At 70.7% G+C, this 20,232-nt stretch carries 22 protein-coding genes; 9 read left to right on the forward strand and 13 right to left on the reverse strand.

From position 1 onward, the window contains the following. The first annotated feature begins 87 nt into the window (after positions 1-87). Together VF632_RS07760 and VF632_RS07765 are read left to right on the forward strand one after the other, a co-directional pair. Complete coding sequence (locus tag VF632_RS07760) at positions 88-996, forward strand: NUDIX hydrolase (protein WP_331022302.1); 909 nt, start codon at positions 88-90, stop codon at positions 994-996. A 109-nt stretch (positions 997-1,105) separates the two neighbouring features. Continuing rightward, positions 1,106-1,456, forward strand: coding sequence for a hypothetical protein (locus VF632_RS07765; RefSeq protein WP_331022303.1), 351 nt, complete (start codon positions 1,106-1,108; stop codon positions 1,454-1,456). A gap of 71 nt (positions 1,457-1,527) precedes the next feature. Here VF632_RS07765 and VF632_RS07770 read toward each other — a convergent pair whose 3' ends face one another. From VF632_RS07770 to VF632_RS07800, 7 genes are all read right to left on the reverse strand, one after another. Then, positions 1,528-2,370: a hypothetical protein gene (locus VF632_RS07770; RefSeq protein WP_331022304.1), complete on the reverse strand. Its 843-nt coding sequence runs from the start codon at positions 2,368-2,370 to the stop codon at positions 1,528-1,530. After that, positions 2,367-3,941 (reverse strand): DUF4173 domain-containing protein, encoded by a 1,575-nt coding sequence (locus VF632_RS07775; RefSeq protein ID WP_331022305.1) that lies wholly within the window; start codon positions 3,939-3,941, stop codon positions 2,367-2,369. Before VF632_RS07775 ends, VF632_RS07770 begins: the two co-directional genes overlap by 4 nt. 173 nt (positions 3,942-4,114) lie before the next feature. Then, a complete protein-coding gene (locus VF632_RS07780; protein ID WP_331022306.1) occupies positions 4,115-4,828 on the reverse strand; it encodes a di-trans,poly-cis-decaprenylcistransferase in 714 nt (237 codons plus the stop codon). A gap of 31 nt (positions 4,829-4,859) precedes the next feature. After that, on the reverse strand, positions 4,860-5,228 hold the full coding sequence (locus tag VF632_RS07785) for a transcriptional regulator (RefSeq protein ID WP_331022307.1): 369 nt from the start codon (positions 5,226-5,228) through the stop codon (positions 4,860-4,862). Continuing rightward, positions 5,221-5,844: a hypothetical protein gene (locus VF632_RS07790; RefSeq protein WP_331022308.1), complete on the reverse strand. Its 624-nt coding sequence runs from the start codon at positions 5,842-5,844 to the stop codon at positions 5,221-5,223. The genes VF632_RS07785 and VF632_RS07790 overlap by 8 nt, the downstream gene beginning before the upstream one ends. A 189-nt stretch (positions 5,845-6,033) precedes the next feature. Continuing rightward, entirely contained in the window at positions 6,034-6,627 is a 594-nt protein-coding gene (locus VF632_RS07795) for a hypothetical protein (protein WP_331022309.1), read from the reverse strand. Positions 6,628-6,685: 58 nt separating this feature from the next. After that, positions 6,686-7,141 (reverse strand): hypothetical protein, encoded by a 456-nt coding sequence (locus tag VF632_RS07800; protein WP_331022310.1) that lies wholly within the window; start codon positions 7,139-7,141, stop codon positions 6,686-6,688. A gap of 149 nt (positions 7,142-7,290) precedes the next feature. Between VF632_RS07800 and VF632_RS07805 the strand changes: the two genes are divergently transcribed. The 3 genes from VF632_RS07805 to VF632_RS07815 all read left to right on the forward strand — a co-directional run bounded on the left by VF632_RS07805 (position 7,291) and on the right by VF632_RS07815 (position 9,460). Beyond that, entirely contained in the window at positions 7,291-8,160 is an 870-nt protein-coding gene (locus VF632_RS07805; protein ID WP_331022311.1) for a hypothetical protein, read from the forward strand. 75 nt (positions 8,161-8,235) lie between these two features. Then, positions 8,236-8,913: a TIGR04283 family arsenosugar biosynthesis glycosyltransferase gene (locus VF632_RS07810; RefSeq protein WP_331022312.1), complete on the forward strand. Its 678-nt coding sequence runs from the start codon at positions 8,236-8,238 to the stop codon at positions 8,911-8,913. A 337-nt stretch (positions 8,914-9,250) separates the two neighbouring features. Next, on the forward strand, positions 9,251-9,460 hold the full coding sequence (locus tag VF632_RS07815; RefSeq protein ID WP_331022313.1) for a cold-shock protein: 210 nt from the start codon (positions 9,251-9,253) through the stop codon (positions 9,458-9,460). A 133-nt stretch (positions 9,461-9,593) separates the two neighbouring features. Here the strand turns inward: VF632_RS07815 and murB are convergent, their stop codons facing one another. Next, positions 9,594-10,520 carry a UDP-N-acetylmuramate dehydrogenase gene (gene murB / locus VF632_RS07820; protein ID WP_331022314.1) on the reverse strand — a complete coding sequence of 309 codons (927 nt, stop codon included), beginning with the start codon at positions 10,518-10,520 and terminating at the stop codon, positions 9,594-9,596. A gap of 768 nt (positions 10,521-11,288) precedes the next feature. On the opposite strand from murB, the gene VF632_RS07825 reads away from it, so the two are divergent. The 4 genes from VF632_RS07825 (at position 11,289) to VF632_RS07840 (ending at position 14,475) form a co-directional block, all read left to right on the forward strand. Then, positions 11,289-11,930, forward strand: coding sequence for a glycogen-binding domain-containing protein (locus VF632_RS07825; protein ID WP_331022315.1), 642 nt, complete (start codon positions 11,289-11,291; stop codon positions 11,928-11,930). Beyond that, the gene (locus tag VF632_RS07830) at positions 11,927-13,012 is read left to right on the forward strand and encodes a glycogen-binding domain-containing protein (RefSeq protein WP_331022316.1); all 1,086 of its coding nucleotides are present in this window, start codon (positions 11,927-11,929) and stop codon (positions 13,010-13,012) included. The genes VF632_RS07825 and VF632_RS07830 overlap by 4 nt, the downstream gene beginning before the upstream one ends. Before the next feature lie 64 nt (positions 13,013-13,076). After that, positions 13,077-13,739, forward strand: coding sequence for a hypothetical protein (locus VF632_RS07835; RefSeq protein WP_331022317.1), 663 nt, complete (start codon positions 13,077-13,079; stop codon positions 13,737-13,739). A 136-nt stretch (positions 13,740-13,875) separates the two neighbouring features. Continuing rightward, the gene (locus VF632_RS07840; protein ID WP_331022318.1) at positions 13,876-14,475 is read left to right on the forward strand and encodes a NifU family protein; all 600 of its coding nucleotides are present in this window, start codon (positions 13,876-13,878) and stop codon (positions 14,473-14,475) included. A 125-nt stretch (positions 14,476-14,600) separates the two neighbouring features. Here VF632_RS07840 and VF632_RS07845 read toward each other — a convergent pair whose 3' ends face one another. The 5 genes from VF632_RS07845 to VF632_RS07865 form a co-directional block, all read right to left on the reverse strand. After that, positions 14,601-14,852 (reverse strand): hypothetical protein, encoded by a 252-nt coding sequence (locus tag VF632_RS07845; protein WP_331022319.1) that lies wholly within the window; start codon positions 14,850-14,852, stop codon positions 14,601-14,603. Positions 14,853-14,988: 136 nt separating this feature from the next. Beyond that, positions 14,989-18,045, reverse strand: coding sequence for a PAS domain S-box protein (locus tag VF632_RS07850; RefSeq protein WP_331022320.1), 3,057 nt, complete (start codon positions 18,043-18,045; stop codon positions 14,989-14,991). 167 nt (positions 18,046-18,212) lie between these two features. Next, positions 18,213-18,617: a DUF2442 domain-containing protein gene (locus VF632_RS07855; RefSeq protein WP_331022321.1), complete on the reverse strand. Its 405-nt coding sequence runs from the start codon at positions 18,615-18,617 to the stop codon at positions 18,213-18,215. Further along, positions 18,601-18,852, reverse strand: a complete 252-nt coding sequence (locus VF632_RS07860) for a DUF4160 domain-containing protein (RefSeq protein ID WP_331022322.1) — start codon at positions 18,850-18,852, stop codon at positions 18,601-18,603. The genes VF632_RS07855 and VF632_RS07860 overlap by 17 nt, the downstream gene beginning before the upstream one ends. Before the next feature lie 50 nt (positions 18,853-18,902). After that, positions 18,903-20,063 (reverse strand): sensor domain-containing protein, encoded by a 1,161-nt coding sequence (locus VF632_RS07865; protein ID WP_331022323.1) that lies wholly within the window; start codon positions 20,061-20,063, stop codon positions 18,903-18,905. Between the last annotated feature and the right edge of the window lie 169 nt (positions 20,064-20,232).

Genomic DNA, 20,232 nt, shown 5'->3' on the forward strand with positions numbered 1-20,232 from the left:
GTCCACTCGCGGGCAAGGCTCTTTCGCGGCGCGCATCCTGCGCCGTACGTTGCGGTTCAGCCATTCGAAACTCCAGCGTCCCCTCCCGTGACCGAGCCGTCTTCCCACCTGTCCGCCGCCTCGGCGACGCGCCGCGCCACCGGCGATCCGAACGTGTTCCTGATCCCGGAAGAGCATCTTCCGGCGGGTTTCGCGGCCAAGGTGGAGGCGGGCGGCTTCGTCCCGGCGCCCACGCGCCCGGCCGCCACCGTGCTGCTGGCGCGCGACTCGGACGACGGGCCCGAGGTGCTGCTGATGCGCCGCAGCAAGCGCAGCGGCTTCGCGGCCGACGCGTGGGTGTTTCCCGGCGGCGTGGTGGACGACGACGACCGCGACCCGGCCGTGATGGAGCGCCTGGACGGGCCCACGCCCATGCAGTGGGCCGAGCGCCTGGGCCTTGTCGACCCGGCCGAGGCGCTGGCCTACGTGGTGGCCGCCGTGCGCGAGGCGTTCGAGGAAACGGGGATCCTGCTGGCCCGCGTGTCGGACGACGCCACCAACCCGGGCGGGGCGCTCTCGAACATCGACGTGGCACGGCGCGCACTGCTCAGCAGCGTGGTAGACCTGCGGCAGATCTTCATCACCCGCAACCTGCGGATGGCGGGAGACGAGCTGCTGTATCTGGCGCACTGGATTACCCCCGAGCCGGAACCGCGGCGCTACGACACGCGCTTCTTCCTGGCCCGCGTGGACGCCGAGGCCGTGTGCACGCCGCACGAGGAGGAGCTGACGGAAAGCGTTTGGCTGACGGCCCGTGGCGCGGTGCACTACTTCGAGCTGGGCTCGCTGAAGATGCTGCCGCCCACCGTGCACACGCTGCGGCGCCTGGCCGGCTACGGAACCGTCGGGGAAATCTTCGCCGCCCTGGCGGATGCCCCGGTGCCCGCCATCCTTCCCGTGATGCGGCGGGTGGCGGACGGCGTGGCCATCGAGATTCCTCCCGAGGCCCGGCTGTAGGCCCCCGGGCCCGGGAATCCCCTTCGGCGGACCCGGCTTCGGCTGAAACCGCCGCCCCTCCCCCGCCGTATCACCCCCCATGAACATCGATTCCGTTCCGGAGGCTGGCATGAACGAATACGAAGGCACGCCGTCGGGCGTGCTGATCCGCGACTTTCTCATCTTCCAGTTCAAGACGGTGCTGGACGGGATGAAGGACGCCATCGTCATCCCGGTCTCCTTCATCGCGCTGATCGCCGACCTCATGGGCAGCCCGTCGCGCCGGGGCAGGACGTTCTACGCGCTGCTGGGTGCCTGCGAGGCGTTCGATCGGTGGCTGAACCTGCATGCGCCGGCTCGCAACGCCACGCGCGGCCAGGACGGCCTGTTCGACACCAGCGAGCCCGGCGACGGCACGATGGTAGGCGAGCTCGAGGAGATTTTGCGCGGCGAACGAGCCCCGGTGCTGCCGCGGGCGTAAGGCGGCCTGCACGGGAAGGGGGAGGGCACGATCATCGTGCTCTCCCCCTTTCGCCGTCCGGACCCTTCCCGCTATCTGCGCAGCAGGTACCAGCCGTCACCGAGCGGCGTTCGGCGCAGCGTCGTACGTTCCAGATAGCTGGTGGTGGAGGCCAGCGGCTGGCCGGGGCGCGCGTAGACAAGGTACGTGGAGCCGTTCTGCCCGAGCCGGAACGAGACGTGGCCGGGCCGGGCCAGGATTCGATCGACTCCGGCGGCCCTCATCGCCGCGGTCAGACGGTCGAACTCAGGCCGGCTGATCCCGTCCGACGCCAGCACATCGTCCATAGACCTGCTCGCCGATCGCTCGTACTGAGGCTCGATCCGTGGGCTCGTCGACGATTGCGCGGAGTAGAACCCGTCCCTTCGGCTCCCCGCATATCCGTTCAACTCCACCCACTCGCCTGCTACCGCGAGCACTTCGATCCTTCCGCTCCGCATCACCTGGTCCGCCACGGGCGCGAGAAGGGTGACCCGCGACGACGCGAAGGCCTCCACTCCGAACTCCGTCCGCAGCTCCGCGGTGGCGAGGGTGGCCACGAGCGCCACGGCCGGCACCACCGCTTGGCGAAACTTGCGCTCGGTGGGCTTCCACACCGTGTACAGCCCCAGGACGGCCCCCGCCATCATCGTGCAGAGCACGCCGGGAGCGTACAGCAGGGCGACGGCCCATCCCATCCATGGGGCGAGCAGGTCCGCGGCGCAGATGGTCGCCAATCCACCGTACCCCACCACGAAGACCCACAGCATGGCGTTCGCGGGGGCGCGCGTGGCGCCCGGGACCAACTGCCGTGCGCCCGGAAGCGGAACCAGGGCGACGGACGCGGTGGCCTGCGCCGGCATTTCCAGCCGGGCGCCCAGATCCGCCGTGCTCATCGCCCCACCGCCGGGCGAGCCGGCAGTGAAGTCGCGACCGACGCCGGTGCCGCGGGACAGGCCATCGACTGGAGTTCCTTGCGATGGCGGGCGACGGCCGAGGAGGCGCGGCCGCGCGACAGGCTCCAACTGCGCCAGTCGCCCTCGCCCTCCCAGCGCGCGAGCAGGCGCTCGGCGGCGTGGCATCGGGTGGGGCTGTCGTCCACGGCCCGGAGCGTAGACAGCAGCGGCGGCACCGCGTCCGCGCTCAGCCGGGCGGCGTAGATGGCGTCGAAGCGCGCGGCCGCGTCGGCACGCGAGGCGTTCACGCGGACGATCATGGCGTCGGGGTTGGCGACGTGCAGCAGCACCATCATCTCCACCGCCGCCATCAGCGCGCCCCAGGCGAACCTCTGCCGATGGCCGCGCAGCACGGTCCACACAAACCAGACGAACACAACGCCCAGCCACAGCATGAAGGCCGTGGTGTACAGCCGCAGCTCCGTGAGCCCGTAGGCGCCCCAGTACAGCCGCATGCGATGAAGGCCGCTGGCCATGATCACGAACAGCAGCGCCACCTGCATGCCCACCAGCAGCCGGAACGCGCGCTCGTGCCCGGGCTTTTCGCGCCGGACGATCCAGTCGGCCAGCAGCAGCAGGGGCAGCACCAAGCCGGCCACCGTCACCAGCTCGAAGAACCCGCGCCGCGCGTACTCCGAGAAGGTGGTCGAACCCGCTGCCTGCACGCGCGCGACCCCGCCGAAGAAGTACGGCAGCTGCACGAGGACGAAGGCCAGGAACAGCGCGTTCAACATCCCCAGCGCGGTGCCCACCTCCACCATCCCCAGCGACAGCCCCGCCGGGCGTACAACGTCCGGCCCCGGCTGGTCGCCGCCCACGGCCATCGTCCGCAGCACGCCGCCCGCGAGCCAGGCGATGAACGCGGCGAGCAGCACGTGCCCCATCCCCGACGCCAGGTCGAAGCCGAAGACGCTGCCCAGCAGCCGCTCGAACGCCGCGTCCGCCGCCGAAAGCAGCAGGCCGAACACCAGCAGCAGGGGCAGGCCGATGGCGGTGCCGCGCAGGACTGCGATGGCGACCGGCCATCCGCCGCCCCCCAGCTCCTTCCAGCGCACGTCGCGGGTCAGCAGCGACACCGTGCCCACCGCGGCGTCGGCCACGGACGCGAGGGCGCCGAGCGCCAGGTTGGCCAGCCCCGCCAGCCGCACGTGGCCGCCGCGCGCCCGCAGCATCGCCAGTGCCAGCACCAGCGCGAGCGCCGACAGGGTGAGCGCCTTGAGCGTGGGCGAGTCGCGCCAGGCCATCAGCGCCGCGGCGCCCAGTGCCAGAGGAATCCATCCCACCGCCGCGTCGTCCGTCTCAACCCACCGCTGCAGGCCGACGATGGCCGCCACCAGCACGAAGGTGAAGAGCGTGATGTTGATGCCCCAGGGCGCGCTGCGCAGCAGCAGGTCGCCCGCGATTCCGACGGCCACCGCCGCGCCGAGCACGCCCAGGCCCGTGCGCGTCCCCCGGCTGATCGCCATGCCCGCTGCCTCGCGCGAGGCGAGGGCCGCATCTGCTCCGTTCATCGCTGTCCCATCCTTTCCGCGGTTCCCACCGTGCCAAGCATCGCGTTGCACCGGTCGTTCATCGCCCTATCCATCGTCGCCTCCCCCAAGAGATGTATCCGAAGCTCCCAACCACGCCTTTCCGATCCCGCACTTTCGCACTTCCGCACTCACGCACTAACGCACTTCCCCCCTCACGCACTCTTCAGCCGCCCAAACCGCCGCTCCCGCCCCTGGAACCACTCCACCGCCCTGCCGAGCGCGGCGGGATCGAACTCCGGCCAGGCGAGCGGGGTGAAGTACAGCTCGGCGTAGGCGCACTCCCAGAGCAGAAAGTCGCTCAACCGCTGCTCGCCGCCGGTGCGGACCAGCAGGTCCACGTCCGGCGCGGGCTCGTCCTCGCCCATCGCGCGGCCGAGTGCCACCGCGAAGTCCTCGCGCGAATCACCGGTCGCCAGCGCCGCCGCCCGCATCAGCGCGTCGCGAGCCGAGTAGTCCAGGGCGATCCTCAGCGTCAGCCGGGTACCGCCCGCCGTGGCATCCTCCGCCGCGCGCACCTGGCGCACGAGCACCTCCGGCAGCCGGTCGCGCCGGCCGATCACGCGAAGGCGAACCCCGTTCTCCACGCAGCGCTGCGCCTCGCCCGCCAGGTAGCCCCGGAACAGGCGCATCAGCCCGGCGACCTCGCGCGGGGGGCGGCCCCAGTTGTCTGACGAAAACGCGTAGAGCGTCACCGTGCCGATGCCCAGCCCCGGCGCCGCCTCCACGATGCGGCGCACCGCCTTGGCCCCCTCGCGGTGCCCCGCCAACCGGGGCAAGCCGCGCGCGGCGGCCCATCGCCCGTTGCCGTCCATGATGAGGGCCACGTGCATCCCTGGATTCGGGCTGATGGTGAAAGTTCTTTGCATCGTAAAGTATCCAGGCAAAAAAAGGGACGTTTCAGCGATCGCGAACGGCGTGGATCAGCGCTTCCATGTGGTTCAGATACGCCTCCAGTGCCGTGCGCCCCGCGTCGGTCAGGGCGTATTCCGTACGGGGCGTGCGCCCCTCGAAGCTCTTGGTGCACACCACGTAGCCGGCCTCCTCGAGCTTGCGGGCGTGCACGCTCAGGTTGCCGTCCGTCAGCGCCAGCATGGTCTTGAGCTCGTTGAACGCCATGGACGTGTTCACCGCCAGCGCGCTGACGATTCCCAGCCGCACGCGCTCGTGGATCAGCCGGTCCAGCTCTGCCGAGCCCTCGTCGGCCGAGCCGGCGACGCTGCGCAGGACCGAGCTGGCGAGCGGCTCCGAAGGCTTCGGATCAGCCACCGTGCCTCCGCGCGATCAGGGTGCCGAACACCATGTGGAGCCCGCCGAACCCCGCGGCCATGTACGCATCGCCCCAGGCCTCGGGCGAAAACAGCGCCGCCACGCCCACGGCCATGAAGCACATGCCCATCACGGGCACCGCCCTCACCGAGAACGCGCCGGCGGCCACGATGGCCACACCGAACAGCAGCAGCCACATCCCGGGAAGCACGCCGATGAGCTCCGCGGGAAAGAGAACAGCGGTAAGCACGGCTCCCGCGGCCAAGGGCGGCGCCAGGCTGAGGATGAACTTGCGCCCGGGGCCGGTAAGCAGGCTCACCTTGGCGTGCCGGGCCTTGGTGGCCGACGTCAGCAGGCCGATCAGCAGGCACACCAGCGCGGCCGCGGTCCACGTGGCCAGCCAGTTCTCCGGCGACTGCTGCCGCGAGGCCAGCCACGCCGCCAGCACCGCCGCCACCCCGATCACCACCAGCCCCCAGCCGGACACGGCCGTAAAGCTGCCTGCACGCTCCATCGTCTCGCGGATGAAGCGCAGGTTGTCCATCGCCCGCTCGCGCAGGTCGAGGGAGGGATCGTCTGCCTCGGGCAGGGGCCGGATGGGCTGGATCTTCGCCATGGTGTTCATGATGCGGGTGCGCGGACCATCTGTCAAGTGCTTTGCGTTGCAAAGCAAGCAGCGTGCCGAGTGTGAGGGGGGTGGAATTGGAGATTGCAATCAGGAATGGGGAAAACGGATCGGATTCAGGCGGGGGGGGTCGAGCGATCCCGGGGCCGCGGAGGGTCCGCGGCCCCGGCGATCATTCGATCAGGGGCGCCGGGGCGCCGGCTGTGTGGGCTGCGCCTGGCCGCCGATCTGGCCGACCACGCCGCCGGGCTGCAGGGCCGTGTTCGCCACCCCACCGACGGTGTTCACCGTGTTGTCTACGGTGGAAAGCAACTGCGTGAACAGCTGCGGATTGCGCTCCAGCGTGGCGAGCACGCGGTCCACGATGCGCGTCACGTTGTCGAGGTCGATGTACAGGTACACCTGGGCCAGCACGCCCATGATCTGCAGCTCCACCCGGTCGATGGAAACGTCCGCCCCGGCGGTGAGCGACACCAGGCTGGCGGCGTTGGCGTTCAGCGACAGGTGAGCCTGCAGGCCGGCGACCGTCAGGCCCAGGGAGTCGACCGACAGCTCGGGCACCTCCAGCACCACGTCGTAGTGCGGCGTGCCCAGCTGCCCCGTCCGCGCCGTGGCGGCCGGCGTGCGCCCGGTGCGCGTCGCGGTGCCCTGGATCTGCGTGGGCGAGCCCAGCGTGCGCGGCGCGCGCACCGTGTCCGTGGTCACCTGCGCGGCGGCGGGTGCCGCAAGCATCAGCGCGGCGAGCGAGGCAACCGTGGTCCACTGGCGCATCATCGGCTCATTCTCCTGTCGTGTCCATCGCGCCCGGACGGTCCGGGCGGCGTAACGATCTTCATCGGGGCGGCGCGGAGGGCCGCGGTGCCCCATCCACCCGCAGGCACGTCGCGGGATCCCGCACTGGCGCCGTGGGGGAGGTCGGCTGCTTCAGCACGTCCAGCCCGGCCAGCAGGCACTCGGCATCCACCCAGGCGTGCACCTCTACCGCCACGTGCACGTCACGGTACACGACCCCGGGCTGCACGGGAGCGGGCAGGTTCCTGCGCTCGGTGACGCGAACCGTGTCCGGCAGGGCGCACCCGGCCAGCCGGACGCGCGCGCGCGGGCTGGAATGAAAGGTCAGCTCGCGCGCGGTGACGGAGGCCGAGATCGCCACGTCCGGCGCGCGGGCCGGCTGGGCCGCCGCGCTGTCGCTCGCCGCCGGGCACGTGTCCACCTGCGCACTCGCCGGAGCGGCGAACGCGGCCAGGACCAACGTGACTGCGAGCGTGCGGGCGATCGTCCAGATCATCGGAATGCCAGGCCAGGGTGCGTGCCGCGCCGGGGGCGCCGGAGGTCAAGTTCCGTGCCTATAGTGGATGGATGGAACGGCTTCGAATTTGCTAGAGCCGCGATGGAATCCGACGCCGTAAACTGGACGATCTCGGGGGAGAGGGCGCGATGCGCAAGGTGATGGGTTGGGCGGCTGTGCTCGCCGCGACGCTGTCCGTGGCCGACGTGGCCGCGCAGGGCAACCGCAGCGTCGTGCGCTGCCAGGCAGGGCCTACGGGCACGCGCCAGGCGACCGGGCCCGCGGCGGCCCGCCAGGCGCCGGGGCCCACGGGCCGGGCCGCGGAATACGACGTGGTGCTCGACATCCCCAACCTGTGCGTAGACCGGGTGCGGCTGAACGTGAACAACTTGCAGGCCCGCGTGGCGCTGGATGCCCGCGTCGCCAACCTGGTGCGCGTCAACGCCGGTGCCGACGTGCAGATCGCCGAGGTGAACCTCGGGATCGACGGCATCCGCGCGCAGGCCCTGCTGCTGGTGGACCTGGACAACGTGGTGCAGGTGGTGGAGCGCGCGCTGGCCTTCATCGACGCCAACCCGCAGATCATCGCCCAGCTCACCGGCACCGTCAACAACACGGTGAACACCGTGGGCGGGGTCGCCAACACCGCGCTGCAGCCGGGCGGGCCCGTCAGCGGCGTGGCGGGAACGGTGGGGCAGACGCTGAACAACGTCACGCAGCCGGGCGGACTGCTGTCGCAGACGGTGAACACGTTGGGCCAGACGGTGACGCGCACCCTCGACGCCTCGGGCAACATCGTCGAGCAGACGCTGGACACGGCCGGCGCCGTGGCGGGCTCGCGCGTCGTTGGCAGCCTGCTGACGCTTCCTGTTCTGCGCCAGACCGCAGGCCAGGGTGGCCAGGTCGTGCGCCAGGTACGCGACCAGACCGGCGCGGTGATCGAGTTCACCCTCGACGCCGCGGGGCGCCTGGTCGGTAGCCGCGTGCTGTCCCAGGGGCGGACCGGCACCCGCCAGTAGGCTCAGCGAAACAGCGGCTGCACGGGGCTCCTTTCGCGAGAAGGGAGCCCTCGTCCGTTCCCCGCCGATCCCTCCATGCCGCGCATCTCCATCATCATCCCCGCGTTGAACGAGGCCGCCGCCATCCAGGCCACGCTCGCCCCACTGCAGCCGTTGCGGGCTCGCGGTCACGAGGTGGTGGTGGTGGATGGGGGAAGCGTGGACGGCACGCCGGAGATTGCACGCGCCATGGCGGATCGGGTGATCGCCTCTCCGCGCAGCCGGGCGGCGCAGCAGAACGCGGGCGCCGCCGCCGCGACGTGCGACGTGCTGCTCTTCCTACACGCCGACACGCTTCTTCCGCCGGATCCGGACTTCCTGGTGCTGGATGGGATGCAGGCCTCGGGACGGGGCTGGGGGCGCTTCGACGTACGGCTGAGCGGCGTTGCGCCCGGGCTGCGCGTCGTCGAGCGGATGATCAGCCTGCGTTCGCGCGTGACCGGAATCGCGACGGGCGACCAGGCGATCTTCGTCCGCGCGGAGTGGTTCCGGCGCGCGGGCGGCTTCCCACCGGTTCCGCTGATGGAAGACGTGGCGCTGTCTACGGCGCTGAAACGTCTCGGCCCGCCGCTGTGCCTGCGTGAGCGGGTCACCACGTCCAGCCGGCGGTGGGAGGAGCGGGGGATCGCGCGGACCATCCTGCTGATGTGGCGCCTGCGGCTGGCCTACGCGCTGGGTGCCGACCCCGCCCGCCTCGCCGACCGGTATCGATGAGCGGTTCGGCGGCAGGCACTTTGTCCACTACAGCGCGATAAGCGCAGAGAGAACGCCATCTTCGCCATCTTTACGGGATTCTTGACGGCTTGCACTCGGCCGATTAGCTTGTGCCGAACCAATCCCCAACACGACACAAAAGGTCGTAGCGCGCACCCGCTCCATCCGCAGGACAGCCCGTTGTTCCCTTCCGAGACTCCACCGAAGCTCAATCCCGAACCATTGGTGGGGCCAAATTCGTGGCCCCGTAAGCCTGCCGTCCATCGGTGGACAGGCGGCGTATGCCTGGCGTGGGGGGCAATCGAGCCCACGCGACACATCTTTAGGGAGTACTGCAATGCGCCAGAACGGTACCGTTAAGTGGTTCAACGACGCCAAGGGCTTCGGGTTCATCACGCCGCAGGACGGGGCGAAGGACTGCTTCGTCCACTACTCCGCCATCCAGGGCTCGGGCTTCCGTACGCTCGTGGAAGGCGATGCGGTGGAGTACGATCTGGTGGACGGTGAAAAGGGTCCGGCGGCGGCGAACGTCGTAGCGGTCCGCTAAGTATCAAACAGCAACGTCACGCAGAGAAAACAGAGAGGACGCAGAGGGGCCGTAGCTTGCCTCTGCGTCCTCTCAGTTCCCCTCTGCGTCCTCTGCGTGATTGCTGTTATCAGGGCCAGGGCATCGATCCGGATCAGAACTCGCCCACCATCCCGATCTCCGTCTTCAACTCGTACCCGAGCTCACGCTTCACGGTCGTCTGCGCGAGGTCAATGAGCGCTCGCACGTCCGCACTCGTCGCACCGCCCAGGTTCACCATGATGTTGGCGTGCTTGGGAAAAATCTGCGCGTTACCCAGCACGTGCCCCTTCAGGCCGCACTGGTCGATCAGCCGCCCGGCGCCGACGCCCTCCAGCTTCTGGAAGATGCTCCCCGCGCTGGGATACAGCCACAGGTCGGGGTGGCGGTCGTCGCGCCACATCAAGTTCTCGCGGATGGTGTCGCGCATCACCTGGCGGTCGGTGGGCTCCAGGCGAAAGGTGACATCCAGCACCACGTCCTTGCGGTCGTGCAGGATGCTGTAGTCGTAGCCGAACTGGAAGTAGTCCAGCCCCACCTCGCGCACCTCGCCTTCTTCGGACAGGATGGTGGCGCCCTCCACCACCTCCTCGATGAACATCGTGCGCTCGCGCTCCGGCGGCGGCGACAAGAAGTGCAGGTTCTGCCACACCGCCCCGCCCACCGTGCTGGGAATGCCCACGTAGTGCTGCAGCCCCCCCAGCCCGCGCGCCACCGTCATCTGGATCAGGTCGTGGTAGATCTTGACCCCTGACCCGGCCTTAACCCGCGTGTCGTCGAGCCAGTCGATGGTCTGCACGTCGTTCTTGATCACCAGGCCGCGGAACCCGCCGTCGCCCACCAGGATGTTGGCGCCCAGCCCCAGCAGAAAGAAGGGCATCTCCAGCTCGCGCGCGGCCAGCACCGCCTGCGCCAGTTCGTCGGGGGTCAGCGCCCGGAACATCAGGTCCGCCGGGCCGCCGATCTTGAACGTGGTATGTGGCGCCAGCGGGACGTCGCGCTCCAGGCGGTCCGCCCCCAGCCGGGCCGCAAGCTCATCCACGGGCAGATCCAACGTTTTCGTCGCAGGCATGGTCTACTTGTTCGGGAAGCGCACTCGTGCGCGCCGCCGTTTGCAAGCAGCGCGCCCGGTGTGGGATGAACATCCGGCGCACGGAGCGGTACAGTAAAGAGGGGCGCGCCACCGGACCGAGCCCACACCGCGGCAGGCCAGTCCGCGAAGGCGGACTTCGTGTGGTCGTTGCCGCGAATTCATTCGCCCCAGCAGGCCTGGCGACCGAACTTCGATCGGGGTTCGACCGGCTGCCCGTGCATGCCGCGGCAGCCCCCTCTTCCCCGCTTCGCAGGGGAAAGGGAGAATTCGACTGCGGAGAGCCAGTCGAAGTGCGATCGAATTCTCCCCTCTCCCGCTTGCGGGAGAGGGGCCGGGGGTGAGGGCAGCCGGGGATTGCGCCGGTTTCATCGAAACGCCACACACCCGAACGACTCCGAGCCCCACGCCTCCGTGACCGCTGCCGCGCCCGGGTTGTTACGTTCCCCAGGCCAAGTCCTTCGGCCCGCGGAGTACGGCGTGCGTGCGAGTGCGGCAGGGCTTGGCCTCAGGATGACAGGGTGTGGCGCGCCACCATCGAGGTGACGTACCGAGCTGACTCCCTTCCCCCGAGCAGTTTGCGGGGGAAAGGCTGGGGATGGGGGGCGGCCGGGGCATGCGCCGGGCCCGATCGACACCGGCGCGATTTGTGACGTGGGGTGTGACGAGTCGTCTACGTACTGCACCGCACCAGCGGAGCAGCATAGGATGGTGAACACCATGAAAGACATACACGACTACCTCGACGGCAGCCGCTCCGGCGCTGATCTGCCACCCGGCGATCGCGCGCGTGCCGACGAGCTGCGTGCGCTCCTCGACCGCGCCGCCGCGCACGTGCGTTCCGCGCCCGCGCCGGACCTGGCCGCGCGCGTGATGGACGCGCTCCCGGAGCGCGTGCCCAGCCGCGGCTGGCGCGCCGTCACCGACTGGCTGTGGAACCCGCGTCCGCTGCGCCTGACCTTCCGCCCCGCGTACGCGCTGGCGGGCGGCCTGTGCGCGCTCGCCGCCGCCGTCGCCATCCCCACGCTGGAGGGCGACCGGACCCCCGCGCGCGTCGCCATTGCGCCCGTCACGGCCACGGCCGCGCAGCCCGTGGTCTACGTGCAGTTCCGGCTGGAGACGCGGGCGCGCCAGGTAGCCATCGCCGGCACCTTCACCGGCTGGCAGCCCACCGTTCCGCTGCAGGAATCCGAGACCGGCGTATGGACGGCGCTGGTGCCGCTGAAGCCCGGCGTGCACGACTACGTCTTCGTGGTCGACGGCACCGAGTGGGTGCCGGACCCCCACGCCCCGCAGCAGGTGGACGACGATTTCGGCGGCACCAACAGCCGCATCTCGCTTCCGCCGCTGGGCTCGGCGTGATCGTCCGGCTGACGCTGGGCTGCGCGCTCCTCCTGGCGTCGCGCGCCGTGGCCCAGGGCTGGACCGCCGAAGCCGCCGCCGGCCGCGCCCTTCACGATCCCGTCGCCGCGCGCGTCGCCACCACTTCCGCCTCGCTGGGGCTGGGATACCAGGGCACCGGCCGGTGGCTGTACCTGTCCGCCGGGGTGCCGGTGCAGGGCAGCGGACCCACGTGGAGCGCCGGCGGGCTGGGCGGATGGCTCCCGTTCTCCACCATCCAGGGAGTGGACCTGGGCCTCAACGCCTCCGTCAACGGCTACGCGTACGGCGCCTCCGGCCCCAACGCGGGCGGAACCGGGGGGACGGCGGAGCTGCTGCCCACGCTGGGCTGGCGGCGCGGCGTGCTGTCCGCCTCGCTCAGCTCCGGAATTTCCGCCGCGACGGACGTGACGGGCGATTCCAGCACCACGCGCGGCTTTCACGACTCCGCCGGCCGTCTCGCGTTCGCCCTGTCCGACGGCATCGAGGTGGGAGGAGACGCGCGGCTGCTTCGCGGCGAGGGCGGCGACTGGCCGTACGCGGGGGGAACCGCGGAACTGCGGCGGGCATGGGGAGGCGCGTGGGCCCACGCCGGCAGCTGGCTGGGCGGCCACCACCCCCGCCCCGCGGCGTCGTACGGCGCCGGCGTGCGCGTGCGCGTGATGGCCGGCGCCAGCCTGCAGGCCTCCGTGCGCCAGGAGCCGTTCGATCCCCTTCTCTGGAGCACGCCGCGTCGCACCTGGAACCTCCAGGTCTCGCGCGCCTTGGGGCGGCAGCGCCAGCCCCGGCCCGCGCTGCTGCCCGAAGTCGTCTTCGGCGAAGCCGTGTTCCGGCTGCCGCGGAAGGACCACGCCGAGCCCCCCGCCGTCGTCGGTGACTTCAGCGGCTGGCAGCCGGTGCCGATGGTGGTGGATGGAGAGTGGTGGGTGGCGCGGGTACGGATCGCGCCCGGAGTTCACCACTTCTCCTACCGCCTGGCGGACGGGCAGATGATGCTGCCACCGGGCGTGCCGTCGGTGGACGACGGGTTCGGCGGCCGCTCGGCCGTGGTGGTGGTTCCGTGACGCGTGGCGGGTTGGCGTCGTCTACTGATCGAAATGGCGGGATGAGGGTACACCGGCTGCAAACATGAAGACCCAACGATGGATTCTGGTGCTGCTCCTGGCGCTGGCGGGCGTTCCCGCCGCGGCGCAGGCGCAACCCTCGGAACAAAGGATCGAGGCCGCCCGGCGCCAGGCGCAGACGGCAGGGATTCCCGTGTCGCTGCTTGAAAGCAAGGTGGCCGAGGGCCGCGCCAAGGGCGTGCCCATGGACCGCATCGCGGCCGTAGTGGAGCGCCGGCTGGCGTCGCTCTCGAACGCCCGCGACGCCATGGCCGGCGCGCCCCGCACGTCGCCGATCACCGCCGCCGACCTGTCGGTGGGCGCAGACGCGCTGGAGGCGGGGGTGCAGCCCGGTGTTCTGGGACAGCTTGCCTCGGCTGCCCCCGCCGGCCACCGCGCCATGGCCATCGCCGCGCTCACGCAGCTGGTCAGCCAGGGCGAAAGCTCCGAGCGCGCCCTGGCCCGGGTGCAGGCCGCCCTGCAGCGCGGCCCCGAGGCGCTGCGCCGGCTGCCCGGCGAGGCCGCGGCCGAGCGCTCCCGCAGCGGCGCGCCGCCGGGCCAGAACCCGTCCCGCGGAAACGGCGCGAACGGGCGCGGACGCGGCAATGGCGGCCCGCCCGCTTCCGTTCCCGGGCCCACGCAGCGGCCGGGACGCGGCAACGGCCGGGGCAACGGGGGAAAGCCCTGACGGGAGTACGAGGTTCGAACGTGCGATGGAGCGTCGTCCAAGGGGGCGGCGCTTCTGCGTTGGGGCTTGTGCGAACCGCGCGGCGGGGTGAGTGTATCGGCATCAGGAACGGCACCGATACGGAAGAGCCCCGACGATGATTCAGCTGACCGATACCTCGCGCGACAAGATCAACGGCCTGGTGCAGGCCGAGGTGGTGCGCGACCCCGCGCTGCGCATTGCGCTGCGCGAAGGCGCCAGCCTGGTGGACCGCGAGTACGACATCTCCCTGGTGGAGCGCGAAGACAAGCAGAAGACGGAGATCGCCATCAACCTCGAAGGCATTCGCGTCTTTCTGAACCTCGACACCAGCAACCTGCTCAGCGGCGCCACCATCGACTGGTCCGACGAGCAGGGTGGGTTTCGGGTAGAGACGCCCCGTCCCTCGCGCCCCGCCGCGCCCACGGTCAGCGCCACGGGGTCGGCCGGCGTCTCGGGCCCGCTCGCCGAAAAGGTGCAGCGGCTGTTCGACGACGAGGTGAACCCGCGCATCGCATCGCACGGCGGCTCGGTGGAGCTGGTGGACGTGGCCGACGACGTGATCTACGTCCGCATGATGGGCGGATGCCAGGGCTGCGCCGCCTCGGCCATGACGCTGCGGCAGGGCATCGAGCGCATGGTGCGGGAAGAGATCCCCGAGGTGCGCGACATCGTGGACCTCACGGACCACGACGCGGGCGCGAACCCGTACTACTGAAGTACCGAGTACCAGGTACCGAGTGCCAAGCAGCAGGCATACGACAGGAGAGGGCGGCGGATCCGAAATCCGCCGCCCTCTCCTCGTTTTCGCCCTACCTGGTACCTGGCCCTTGGTACTTCCCCTCAGACCAGGCTCCGCCTCCGCACCGCCTTGGCCTGCCCGCAGTAGCGCTCCAGCTGCGCGGGGTCGGCCGTTTCCCAGTCCTCGGGGATGGGGCAGAGCCGCCGCTTGTCACCCTCGTTCTCAAAACACAGCCAGCCGCCTTCCAGCCCTGGCGTAAACGTATCGTCCTCCGAAGCAGTCCCGTACTGCGGGACGATGTTCCACACGCGCCACTCGTGCCCGGTGGAATCCATGAAGCTGCGCAAAGCCATTTCACCCCCAGGTTTGTGCCAGCGGGGGCGCAGTGCACGCCTCGTGCCAATCGTTACAATTCTAAACGCACCCGTTGCATCGACTTACACAGATGTTCCACGGAACGCCGCCAGTCGTCACGAGGGTGGAACCCGCTCACCAGTGCGGGTTGGCGGAGATCATCAGCGCCGCCTTCTCCGCCGGCATGGGCTCGGCGAAGAGGAAGCCCTGCGCCTCGTCGCAGGCCATCCCCCGCAGCGCCGCCAGCTGCTCGCGCGTCTCCACCCCCTCGGCCACCACCCCCACGCGAAGGTTGCGCGCCAGGTTCACGATGGCGTGCACCAGCTGCGCGCTCCGCCCGTCGCGGTCCATCCGCCGCACGAACGAGCGGTCGATCTTCACCACGTCCAGAGGAAAGCGGTGAAGGTAGCCCAGCGACGAGTACCCCGTGCCGAAGTCGTCCATGCACAGCACCACGCCCATCTCGCGCAGCCGCTCCAGCATGAGCACCGCGTTGGCCTCGTGGTCCAGCAGCACCGTCTCGGTGATCTCCAGCCGGAACCGTGCGGGCTCCACCCCGCAGCTGGCCATGGTGGCGGCAAGGTGGTCGGCCAGGTCGGGCTGGGCGAACTGCAGGGGCGACAGGTTCACCGACATCGACACCCGCCCGTGACCCAGCTGCTCGCGCCATCGCTTCATCTGGGCGCAGGTTTCCTCGATCACCCAGCGGCCGATGGGCAGGATCAGCCCCGTTTCCTCGGCCAGGGGGATGAACTCGGCGGGGGTGATGTCGCCCCGCTCGGCGTGCCGCCAGCGCAGCAGCGCCTCGAAGCCCTCCACCCCGCCGCTAGCCAGCGACACGATGGGCTGGTAGGCCAGGCGAAGCTCGCCCCGCTCCAGCGCCCGCCGCAGGTCCGACTCCAGCCGCAGCCGTGACAGCGCCTGCGCGTGCATGGCGCGGTCGAACACCTCGTAGCGGTTCTTGCCGAGGATCTTGGCGCGGCTGAGCGCGGCGTCGGCGTCGCGCAGCAGCTCGTCGGGCTTTTCGCTCCCCGTGGCGGAGAGCGAAATGCCCACGCTGGCCGTGGCGAACACCTCGTGCCGCTCCAGCATGAAGGGCTCGGCGATGGCGTGAAGCAGCTTCTCGGCGAGGTGCGTGGCCTCGAGCGGGCCCTGGATCCCCTCCAGCAGCACGGTGAACTCGTCACCGCCGAAGCGGGCCAGCGTGTCGCCGGGGCGCAGCGCCTGCTCCAGCCGCTCCGCCGCCTCGCGCAGCAGCTGGTCGCCCACGCCGTGGCCCAGCGAGTCGTTGACCACCTTGAAGCGGTCGATGTCCAGGAACAGCACCGCCAGCGACAGGTGGTCGCCGCGGCGCACCCGCTCGGCGGCGTGCTCCAGCCGGTCCACGAACAGCAGGCGGTTGGGAAGACCCGTCAGCGCGTCGTGAAGGGCGCCGTAGGAAAGCTGCTCCTCGGCCCGCTTGCGCTCGGTGATGTCGTGGATGATGCCCTGGTAGCCCAGCACCGTGCCGTCGGGCGCGGTGCGCAGCGAAGCGGAAAGGAGGGCGTCGATGGCCTCGCCGTCGGCGCGCCGCAGGCGCACCTCGTGGTCGCGCACGTACCCCGCGCGGGTGATCTCGTCACGAAAGCGCTGGCGGTCGGCCGGGTTGGCGTACAGGTCGCCCACCCGCATGCGCAGCATCTGCTCGCGCGTGTAGGCGAACAGCTCCAGGCACGCCGAGTTCATGTCCACGAAGTTTCCATCCACCGTGGTCATGTAGATGGCGTCGCGCGACTGCTCGAAGAGCGAGCGGTAGCGGCCCTCGCTTTCGCGCAGCGCGCGCTCGGCGGCGCGCCGGGGGGTGACGTCGCGCGCGAATCCGTGCACCCCCACCACCCGGTTGCCGCGGGTGACCGCCGTTTCCACCAGCTCGAGCGCCACCATGTGCCCGTCGCGGTGCTTCGCCGTGGTGGGGTAGGTGTTGGGCGTGCCCCCCGACGCCATGGTCTGGGCGGTCTGCTCGTCGACCTGCCCGTCGGACTCGGGCGAGGGGTGAAGCTCGTGGTAGCTGCGCCCCACCAGCTCCTCGGGCGCGTAGCCCAGCACGCTGGCGACGGAGGGCGACACGTATTCGAAGCGGCCGGCCCGGTCGTGCGAGTAAAAGAACACCTGCTCGCTCCCGGCCACCATCAGCCGGTAGCGCTCTTCGCTGCGCCGCAGCTCCTCCTGGGCCCGTTCGCGGTCGGTGACGTCGCGGTTCACCCCCACCGCCCCCACCCGCCGCCCGGTGGCGTCCAGCAGCGGCATCACCAGCGTTTCCGATACGCCCTCGCTGCCGTCCTTGCGCACGAAGGGGATGCGCCCCTGCCAGCGCCCGGCGCTGTCCAGCGCGTCGAACACCTCCTGGGCCACCTCCTGGGCCCGCTCGGGCCCCAGCCACAGCTCGGGCCCGCGCCCCAGCGCCTCCTCGCGCGTCCAGCCGTAGACCCGCTCCGACGCGCGGTTCCATCCCGCGAGGCGGCCGTTCATGTCCGTGAACATCACCGCGTCGTACAGGCTGTCGAACACCAGGGCCTGCCGCTGAAGCTCGGCCTCCGCCTCCCGGTACGCGGTGATGTCGAACGCGGTGCCCAGCGCCGCGGCCTCGCCGCCGTACTCCACCACGCCGGCGGTAAAGTCCAGCCAGCGCTCGCCGCCGTCCTTGCGCAGGATCTTGAACTCGTACCGCGGCGGAACGGGCTCGCCGCGCTGGCGGGCGAGCCCGCGCTCGCGCACCAGCTCGCGAAAGTCGGGGTGCACCATGTCCCAGAACGTCATCGCCAGCAGCTCGGCCCGGGTGTAGCCGGTAAGCTCCTCGGCGGCGGCGTTCACGTAGCGGAAGCGCGTGCCCTGGTAGACGAAGGTGGCGGCGGCGACGGTTTCGGCCAGTTCGCGGAACTGCCGGTCGCTTTCGCGCAGCGCCTCGGCGGCGCGGTCGAGCGCGGCGACGTCGCTCTGCAAGCGGTAGTAGCGGTCCAGCAGGTCGCCCGCCGCGGTGCCGGGGGTGCCCGCCAGCAGCCCGCGCGCCTCTTCGGCACGGCGGAACTCGGCGTCCACCGCTTCCAGAAAGCGCAGCCAGCCGGGCTCCAGGCCGTCGAGCGAGCCCAGGTGCAGCTCGGCAAGCCGGCGCAGCCCGTCGTGCAGGTGAAGGCCCGGAGGCAGGGCGGTGTTCATCGCGGGGTCCGAGAGCAGGCCCGGAGTGCGCGCCGGGAGAGGGCGCCACGGCGGAAATGAACGGGGGGCGACATCCAGTATACCGGGGTCCCGAGTCCCCGCCAAGACTGTTCAGCTTCCCCCTGCCCGCCTGCATCTTGCGCGCCGCGTGCGCGCCCCGCGACGCCTCAGCCCGGAGCGGCCTTCCCGCGCGGGCGCCCGCCCTTTTTCCCGTTTTCACGGGCCGCCCGGGCCTTGGCCTCGGACGTGGCCGAGCCCAGGTACCGCGCCGCCCAGGCCTTGACGTTGAAGGCGTGCAGCATCAGCCCGTTCAGGTCGGCGTCGGCGTCCAGCTCTTCCCAGTGCAGCACCTCGCCGTCTTCCCACACCTCTACCGCCGCCAGCTGCGCGGGGGTGCCGCCCTGCAGCCCATGCACCAGGTCCGGGGGGAACCCGAACCGGCACCCGTTCTTCATCTCCACCATCACCACCCGTGCCGATTCGTCGTACCACGCGCTGGCGGCGCGGGGCTCGCCTCCGCCCGAGGCCGCGCCGGACACCGCGTTTCTGTTCAGGTCAGTGATCGCCGCCATGGTAGTTCCTCCACTCGGAAAGCAGGTGAGCCTGGCACGTACGCGCGATTTCCAGCGCGCCCGCCACGTCCTTGTCGCGCATGGTGCATCCGGGCATCAGGTACGGCTCGGCCCTCAGCGGCCCCACCGCGATGCGCGCCCACGTACCCGCAACGCGCACGTGAACGTGCGGCGGCGGATGATCGTAGGTGTTCACCCGGAACACGAACCCGTCCATACGCAGTACGACTGGCATACCATAATCCTATCGTTGGGTTTTGTAAAGGGTCTCCCTCCGAGGCCGGCTCACCACGCCGGGTCCGCGGCGAGGAGGGCGAGGGTGGCGTCCGGGTCCTGCGGGCGGGAAAACAGGAAGCCCTGCGCGGCGTCGCAGCCCAGGGCGCGCAGTTCGGCGAGTTGCCCGGCGTGCTCCACGCCTTCGGCCACCACCTCCAGGCCCAGGCCCTGCGCCAGGGCCACCACGGCAGCCAGCACGCGTGCGGCCCGCCCGTCCACCGCCGCCACGAACGAGCGGTCCACCTTCACCCCGTCGATGGGAAGGCGGTGGAGGGTGGAAAGCGACGAGTAGCCGGTGCCGAAGTCGTCCATCCACACGCGCACCCCCAGCGCCCGCAGGCTGGCCAGCGTGGCCGCCGCCGCTTCGGCGTTGTCGATCAGCACGCTTTCCGTCACCTCCAGACGCAACCGCGAGGGGTGGATCCCGCTCTCCTCCAGCGCGCGCCTCACCTGCCCCGCGAGGTCCGGCTGGGCGAACTGGCGGACCGAGAGGTTGACGCTCATGCTCAGCCCGGCCGCGGCGGGCAGGGCGTCGGTCCACGCGCGGAGCTGGCGGCAGGCTTCGGACAACACGCGTTCGCCCAGCCTCACGATCATTCCTGTTTCCTCGGCCGAGGCGACGAACTCGTGCGGCGCCACCCAGCCCCGCCCGGCGTGCCACCATCGGGCAAGCGCCTCCATCCCGCAGATCCGCCCCGTCTTCAGCGCCACGATGGGCTGGTAGTGCACCGTCAGCCCGCCGCGGTCCAGCGCCCGGCGGAGGTCGCTTTCCAGCCGCAGCCGCGAGAGGGCGCGGGCGTGCATGGCGCGGTCGTAGACGGGGTGCACGATGCCGATGACGCCCACGACGGAGCCGTCGGCCGCGCGGTGCGGCCAGTACTGCGCCCACATCCACCCCGACCTCACCCCCGGGACCGTGTACCGTCTGTCCGGCAGCGACACCATCTCGCCGGCCAGCACGCGGCGAAGCACGCGCTCCAGCCCCTCCTCGCGCAGCCCCGGATACACGTCCAGCGCGTTGCGGCCCAGCACCTGTGCGGCGGAAAGGCCAGTCGTCTCTTCCATGAACCGGTTCCACACCAGGTAGCGGAAGTCGCGGTCGCACACGGCCACGCCGATCGAGTCGCTTTCCGCCAGCGCCAGGAACAGCGAGTCGCGCAGGGCGGGCACCTCGTCTCTCGTGCGATGGGGGGCGATCGCGGTCGTGCCCTCCCGAGGAGACACACCGAAGCCGACAGCCGTGCACGTGACGGCCTCAAAGTGCTGAGCCTGATGCGCGTTGCTGGCGATGAGGGTCGTCGCGGTCGACATGGGCGGAGTCGGCTGAGGGTGAGCGTCC

It is taken from the genome of Longimicrobium sp. (genome assembly GCF_036388275.1).
Lineage (GTDB): Bacteria > Gemmatimonadota > Gemmatimonadetes > Longimicrobiales > Longimicrobiaceae > Longimicrobium.

What these genes read in the sequence shown, in the direction of transcription:
- VF632_RS07835 (WP_331022317.1), top strand. Translation starts at nt 13,077, where the DNA reads ATGAAGACCCAACGATGGATTCTGGTGCTGCTCCTGGCGCTGGCGGGC.
- VF632_RS07845 (WP_331022319.1), bottom strand. Translation starts at nt 14,852, where the DNA reads ATGGCTTTGCGCAGCTTCATGGATTCCACCGGGCACGAGTGGCGCGTG.
- VF632_RS07860 (WP_331022322.1), bottom strand. Translation starts at nt 18,852, where the DNA reads ATGCCAGTCGTACTGCGTATGGACGGGTTCGTGTTCCGGGTGAACACC.
- VF632_RS07775 (WP_331022305.1), bottom strand. Translation starts at nt 3,941, where the DNA reads ATGAACGGAGCAGATGCGGCCCTCGCCTCGCGCGAGGCAGCGGGCATG.
- VF632_RS07800 (WP_331022310.1), bottom strand. Translation starts at nt 7,141, where the DNA reads ATGATCTGGACGATCGCCCGCACGCTCGCAGTCACGTTGGTCCTGGCC.
- VF632_RS07795 (WP_331022309.1), bottom strand. Translation starts at nt 6,627, where the DNA reads ATGATGCGCCAGTGGACCACGGTTGCCTCGCTCGCCGCGCTGATGCTT.
- VF632_RS07810 (WP_331022312.1), top strand. Translation starts at nt 8,236, where the DNA reads ATGCCGCGCATCTCCATCATCATCCCCGCGTTGAACGAGGCCGCCGCC.
- VF632_RS07850 (WP_331022320.1), bottom strand. Translation starts at nt 18,045, where the DNA reads ATGAACACCGCCCTGCCTCCGGGCCTTCACCTGCACGACGGGCTGCGC.
- VF632_RS07780 (WP_331022306.1), bottom strand. Translation starts at nt 4,828, where the DNA reads ATGCAAAGAACTTTCACCATCAGCCCGAATCCAGGGATGCACGTGGCC.
- VF632_RS07765 (WP_331022303.1), top strand. Translation starts at nt 1,106, where the DNA reads ATGAACGAATACGAAGGCACGCCGTCGGGCGTGCTGATCCGCGACTTT.
- VF632_RS07805 (WP_331022311.1), top strand. Translation starts at nt 7,291, where the DNA reads ATGCGCAAGGTGATGGGTTGGGCGGCTGTGCTCGCCGCGACGCTGTCC.
- VF632_RS07840 (WP_331022318.1), top strand. Translation starts at nt 13,876, where the DNA reads ATGATTCAGCTGACCGATACCTCGCGCGACAAGATCAACGGCCTGGTG.
- VF632_RS07825 (WP_331022315.1), top strand. Translation starts at nt 11,289, where the DNA reads ATGAAAGACATACACGACTACCTCGACGGCAGCCGCTCCGGCGCTGAT.
- VF632_RS07815 (WP_331022313.1), top strand. Translation starts at nt 9,251, where the DNA reads ATGCGCCAGAACGGTACCGTTAAGTGGTTCAACGACGCCAAGGGCTTC.
- VF632_RS07770 (WP_331022304.1), bottom strand. Translation starts at nt 2,370, where the DNA reads ATGAGCACGGCGGATCTGGGCGCCCGGCTGGAAATGCCGGCGCAGGCC.
- VF632_RS07855 (WP_331022321.1), bottom strand. Translation starts at nt 18,617, where the DNA reads ATGGCGGCGATCACTGACCTGAACAGAAACGCGGTGTCCGGCGCGGCC.
- VF632_RS07790 (WP_331022308.1), bottom strand. Translation starts at nt 5,844, where the DNA reads ATGGCGAAGATCCAGCCCATCCGGCCCCTGCCCGAGGCAGACGATCCC.